General features: G+C 74.4%; 3 protein-coding genes and 2 pseudogenes. 1 reads left to right on the top strand and 4 read right to left on the bottom strand.

Annotated features, from left to right (window positions below; all coding sequences use genetic code 11):
- Both RH94_RS23930 and RH94_RS23935 read right to left on the bottom strand, forming a co-directional pair.
- Positions 1-1276: SWIM zinc finger family protein (locus RH94_RS23930; RefSeq protein WP_073949857.1), on the bottom strand; the 1276-nt coding region annotated here is incomplete at its 3' end.
- Positions 1273-4137: a DEAD/DEAH box helicase gene (locus tag RH94_RS23935; protein ID WP_073949822.1), complete on the bottom strand. Its 2865-nt coding sequence runs from the start codon at positions 4135-4137 to the stop codon at positions 1273-1275. The genes RH94_RS23935 and RH94_RS23930, both read right to left, overlap by 4 nt.
- Before the next feature lie 252 nt (positions 4138-4389).
- Between RH94_RS23935 and RH94_RS23940 the strand changes: the two genes are divergently transcribed.
- A complete protein-coding gene (locus RH94_RS23940) occupies positions 4390-4572 on the top strand; it encodes a hypothetical protein (RefSeq protein ID WP_073949824.1) in 183 nt (60 codons plus the stop codon).
- A 4-nt stretch (positions 4573-4576) separates the two neighbouring features.
- Here RH94_RS23940 and RH94_RS23945 read toward each other — a convergent pair.
- Both RH94_RS23945 and RH94_RS44370 read right to left on the bottom strand, forming a co-directional pair.
- Positions 4577-4807: pseudogene (locus RH94_RS23945) on the bottom strand (tannase/feruloyl esterase family alpha/beta hydrolase); the annotation flags it as partial.
- 357 nt (positions 4808-5164) lie between these two features.
- Positions 5165-5425 (bottom strand): annotated as a pseudogene (locus tag RH94_RS44370) (hypothetical protein); the annotation flags it as partial.

The following is a 5425-nucleotide window of genomic DNA, read 5'->3' on the forward strand; positions in this document are numbered from 1 at the left end:
CCCGCCCCGGGCCCCGTTCCGTCGCGGCCAGCGCCGTCGCCGGGTCCCGGACCGCGCAGCCGGCCGGCACCCAGTGGCCCCGCTCCTTCCGGTAGGGCCACCAGCGGCCGTCCTGCCCGAAGCGGAGCTGTCGGTCCTCGCCGACGACGGTCCAGCGGTTGCCCTCGGCCCGCAGCAACGGCCGTTCGTCCCCCTCCCAGGCCGCCTCGACAGCGGCACACGCGCGTGCGTGGGCCTCGCCGTCGGGCGTCCACTCCTCCTCGAGCGCGCACAGGCCGGCCGCACCTCCGGACCGCCAGGCGAGCACGGCCCGTGCCAGCTCCTGCCTGCCGCGCCCCGAACCCTCGGCGAGGCGGTCCAGCACGGCGCCGTCGGAGGTGCCCGCCGCCAGGCGTACGGCGTCCTGGGCGACGGTCGGCTCCAGGGCCGGCGTGCGCTCCCCGGTCGGCGCCGGTCTCCCTGTCGCAATCTGCAGCGTCCCGCCGAGCCACAGGTGCGCCGCCAGAGCGGTCTGCGCGGCCAGGAACTCCAGCGAGGCAGGGTCGATCCCGGGCGTCGGCGGGGCCTCGGTGTCCAGGGACGGTGGCGGGCCCGGCGCCGCGGGAGGTTCGGGCAGGGGCGGCAGGGGAGGAAGTGCGAATGCCGCGGCATAGGCCTCCGCGGCGTCCACGCCGTCCGGCGCGGGCGACCCGTCGCCGTCCGCGCTGTCACGGGCCCGGAGCTCGGCGAGAAGAGCTCGTTCGTCCCGGCCGCGCATCAGCAACAGGACGAACGGATCCTGGTCCAGCAGCCGCGCCACCAGGTGGCAGAGAGCCGCGGTGTGCCCGCAGTGGTCCCAGGCACCGCAGTCGCACTCCGGTTCCAGATCGCCGATCCCGGGCAGCAGCTCGATGCCCGCGGCCGCCGCGTCCTCCACGAGGTGCGGCGGCAGATCGCGGTCGAGCAGCGCCGCCAGGTGCCCGGACCGTTCGACGGCCACGTCCAGGAACCGGGCCCACTCGTCGTCGGACAGTTCCTCCAGCAGGACGTCCGCACGGTGCGCCGTACGGTCGCGGTCGTGCACCACGGCCGTGATCCGGCCCGGGCGCACCGACACCGCGCCCACCGCTCCCGCGCGGGCGAGCCTGCGGCCGGCCCTCACCTGCTCGGTGTCGAGAGCCGTGTCCTCGAGCGCCTTCAGCCAGGCATGGCCCCACCACGTGCCGGCGAAACCGCGCCCGCGCGCGGGCGGCGGCGCGGCGAACGTGCGCTCCCGGTCGGTGAAGTGCTCCGTCATCGCCATCCCTCTCGCAGCTCCACCAGGTCGGCCAGTTCCTTGTCCGTCAGTTCGGTGAGCGCGGCCCCGTCCGACCCCAGGACCGCGTCGGCCAGTTCCCGCTTGCGGTGCAACAGATCGGCGATACGGTCCTCGATCGTGCCCTCGGCGATCAGCCGGTGCACCTGCACGGGCCTGTCCTGCCCGATCCGGTACGCCCGGTCGGTGGCCTGAGCCTCGACGGCGGGATTCCACCAGCGGTCGTAGTGCACGACATGCTCCGCGCGCGTGAGGTTCAGTCCGGTGCCCGCGGCCTTCAACGACAGCAGGAACACCGGGACTTCGCCGGCCTGGAAGCGCCGGACCATGGCCTCCCGCTCGGCGACGGACGTGCCGCCGTGCAGGAACTGCGACCGCACGCCGCGTGCCGTCAGGTGCCGCTCGATCAGACGCGCCATCCGCACGTACTGGGTGAAGACCAGCACGCTCGCCCCCTCGGCGAGGACGGTGTCGAGCAGTTCGTCCAGCAGCTCCAGCTTCCCGGAGCGGCCGGTGGTCCTCGGGTGGTCCTCCTTGAGGAACTGCGCCGGGTGGTTGCAGATCTGCTTCAGGCCGGTCAGCAGCTTCACGATCAGGCCGCGCCGTTCCATGCCCCCGGCGCCGGAGATCTCCGCGAGCGTCTCGCGGACCAGGGCCTCGTACAGGCCCGTCTGTTCCGCGGTGAGCGACACCGCGCGGTCGGTCTCGGTCTTCGGCGGCAGTTCGGGGGCGATCCCCGGATCCGACTTGCGGCGCCGCAGCAGGAACGGGCCGACGAGCCGGGCCAATCGCTCGGCGGCGGCCGGGTCCCGGCCGCTCTCGACGGCTTGCGCGTAGCGGGTGCGGAAGGTACCGAGCCGGCCCAGCAGCCCGGGCGTCGCCCAGTCGAGGATCGCCCACAGCTCGGACAGGTTGTTCTCCACCGGGGTGCCGGTGAGCGCCACGCGTGCGCGTGCGCCGATGGAACGCAGCTGCCGGGCCGTCGCGGAGTACGGGTTCTTCACGTGCTGGGCCTCGTCCGCCACGACCATGCCCCACGCCACCCCGGCCAGGCGCCGCGCGTCCAGGCGCATGGTGCCGTACGTGGTGAGGACGAACTCCCCGTCGGCCAGGTTCTCCAGGTCGCGTCGGGAGCCGTGGAAGCGCCGTACGGGCGTGCCGGGCGCGAACCTCTCGATCTCCCGCTGCCAGTTGCCCATCAGCGACGTCGGGCACACCACGAGGGTCGGTCCGGCGGACGCCGGGTCGCCGCGGCGGTGCAGGTGCAACGCGATCAGCGTGATCGTCTTGCCGAGGCCCATGTCGTCGGCGAGACAGCAGCCCAGTCCCAGCGACGTCATCCGGGCCAGCCAGTCCAGTCCGCGCAGCTGGTAGTCACGCAGAGGGGCGGCGAGCGCGGCCGGCTGCCCGACCGGCTCCTGTGTCTCCGGGGCGGCGAGCCGGTCCCGGAGGGCCGCCAACCATCCCGTGGGCCGGACCTCGACCAGGCGGCCGTCGACCTCCGCGGAGCCGGTCAGGGCGGCACCCAGCGCCTCCACGGGCGTGATCCTGTGGTCCCGCCGGGCACGGGCGCGGCGCAGCTCCCCGGGGTCCACCAGGACCCACTGGTCGCGCAGCCGCACGAGGGGCCGGTTCGCTTCCGCCAGGCGGTCCAGCTCCTCCCGGGTGAGCCGCTGGTCGCCCAGCGCGAACCACCAGTCGAAGGCGAGCGGGGCGCCGGCGGACAGGACCGTGCGGGAATACGACAGCGCGTCCCTGGAGCCGCCGTCGTCGTCCGGAGGCCCGACCGTGGCTCCGGACAGCAGCCCGCGGACCATTCCCGTGGGCCAGTGCACGTCCACCCCGGCCGCGGTGAGGGCCCGGGCGCCCTCACCGAGGAGTTCGGCGACCTCCTCGTCGGCGAGCCTGACGGCATCCGGCACGGCCGCCGACAGCAGCGGCGTCAGAGCGGGCCATGAACGGGCCGCGCGGCGCAGCGCGAGCAGGACGTCCGTCCGCACGCGCGGGCCGAACATCCCGTCCGCGCGGCCCGGTCCGGCCCAGACCTCGGCGGCGTCGGCGACCCGCGCGGGATCGCTGATGCTGTGCACCTGCAGCACCGCGCGGAACCGAGGCTCCGTCCCGTGCTGCCCGGCGGACTCGAGCCCGGGCACCTCGACGCGCAGCGAGATCCTCGCGCCCGCGTCGTGGCCCGCTGCGACCTCGGCGGCCCAGACCCGCTGTTCCGGGATGTGCCGCGCCTCCAGTGCCGCGTAGGCCGCGCCTCCTGTGACGAGGGGCGCGGCGGGGGAGCGGGGCAGGGTGTCGGCCACCGCGTCGAGGAAGGCCCGCAGCAGCCGCTCGGGGTCGGGCAGCCGCAGCGGCCCGGTGCCGTCGACCGGGACGGCGTGTGCCTCGGGCGGCATCGAGGCGGCCAGCGCGCGGACGTCCTCCGCGTCCTGGCCGCGCAGCGGAGCCGCGCGCCAGGCGTCGTGATCACCGGCGGACAGCCCAGGCAGCAGCAGACCCCGCGCCACGAGGCGCAGACCCAGTACGGCCGCCGCGCCCCAGAACACGGTGGCGCGGTGTCCTTGCCCGGTGACACGCGCGTGCGTGAGGACCTGCAGGGCCGTACGTACGGGAAGCACGGCAGCCGGTACGGTCACTGCCTTCACGCCGCTGCCGCGGGGGACGACGACCGTCATCTCCTCCACGGCAGCGGAGGCCGTGGCCGGGGGAGGAGAGCCGTCGGGGAGCCAGAAGGCGACCCGGCCGGCGCGGGCGGGGTCGGCCGGCACGAACACCGCACAGCAGCGGGCCGGTTCGGAGACCTCGGACGGTGTTGCCGTGGGCGTTCTCTGCACAGCGATGCCGATTCCTCAAATTTGACTACTCGGGTCGGGCCGCCGAGGGTACAGCACGCAGGCGGTCGACTGGGAACGGCGCAGAAGTGACGCGGGTCACCGCGCGGGCAAAGGGGCGCCGCCACTCCGTGGCACGGCGCGACCAGTAGGGGGTGTGTCTCAGGGATGTCTCAGGGTCGTGGTCCGGAACCGCCGGGAGCGCGGGGCCGTTGTTCCGACAGAGAGCGGTAATGGCCGTGAAGGAGGCGACAGATGTCGAAGAACGCGAAGATCGCCGCGGGAGGAGTGGCGGTCGGGCTCATCCTGCTGATCTGGCTGCCCTGGTGGGCCGCCCTCCTGATAATCCTGGGAATCCCGGCCGCCGCGTACCTCGCGCTGGACCCCTCCCAGCGGCGTCGGCTGCGCCGTGTCACCCGCAGGGAGCTAGGCCGCTGAAGCGCTACCGCCCCGGTCCTCCGCTGCCGTCCAGGGCGCAGGAGTCGACCTCATCGCCGCTCGCGGGCCTGCCGACGGTCCGGTCCGCGGGCGGCCGGACACCGCGCTCCACCCACGCCACCAGCGCGTCGAACACCGACCGGTAGCAGGGCAGGATCGGCCGCAGCCGGTCGGGACGGGTGTCGTACAGCCCGTCGACGTGCGTGCCGCCCTGGACGGTGTAGTACCGGTGCAGTCCGGTGGTGGTCGGATCGGACAGGCAAGCGGTCTGCTGGAAGGCCGCGCCCGGCATCCGAAGGCGTTCCTTGCCCGCGCAGTGGCCGCCGGCACCGGCCGCGGCCGCGGCGGGAACGGGTCATGTGACGCCCGCGGCCGGCACGGCGGCGACGAGCGGGACACCTCGGGACAGACGTACGACGGCCTCCAGGGCACGAAGGGTCGGCAGGGACGGCACGGGCGGGTGGAGCCCGGGACTGCCCCGTCGTGCGGGCCGGCCCCACGTCATCCATGGGTTGGCACCACATGGAGCGACGACCCTTCAGGGGGAGGCAAGATGTGCGTCAGAGGGAGGCGCTCGTAGGAGTACGGGAGGTCAGAGGGGGCGCACCGCCAGCTTGTCGAGGGCTTCCAGCAGACCGGGCAGCTCCGGGCCCCGGCCGACCGGCAGTACTTCGCCGGGCTCGTCGTCGAGGAGCACGAAGGCGATGTCGTCGGTGCGGGCCACCATCGACCAGCCGGGACCGTCGGCCCGCAGGGTACGTGCGTCGCTCTTCGCGAAGGACGACCGGACGCGGCCCAGCGGCGGCGGCGAGTCCACGTACGAGCGGGCCTCCGCCAGGACACGGCGGATGCC

Origin of the sequence: Streptomyces kebangsaanensis (genome assembly GCF_001906585.1) — a bacterium.
Lineage (GTDB): Bacteria > Actinomycetota > Actinomycetes > Streptomycetales > Streptomycetaceae > Streptomyces > Streptomyces kebangsaanensis.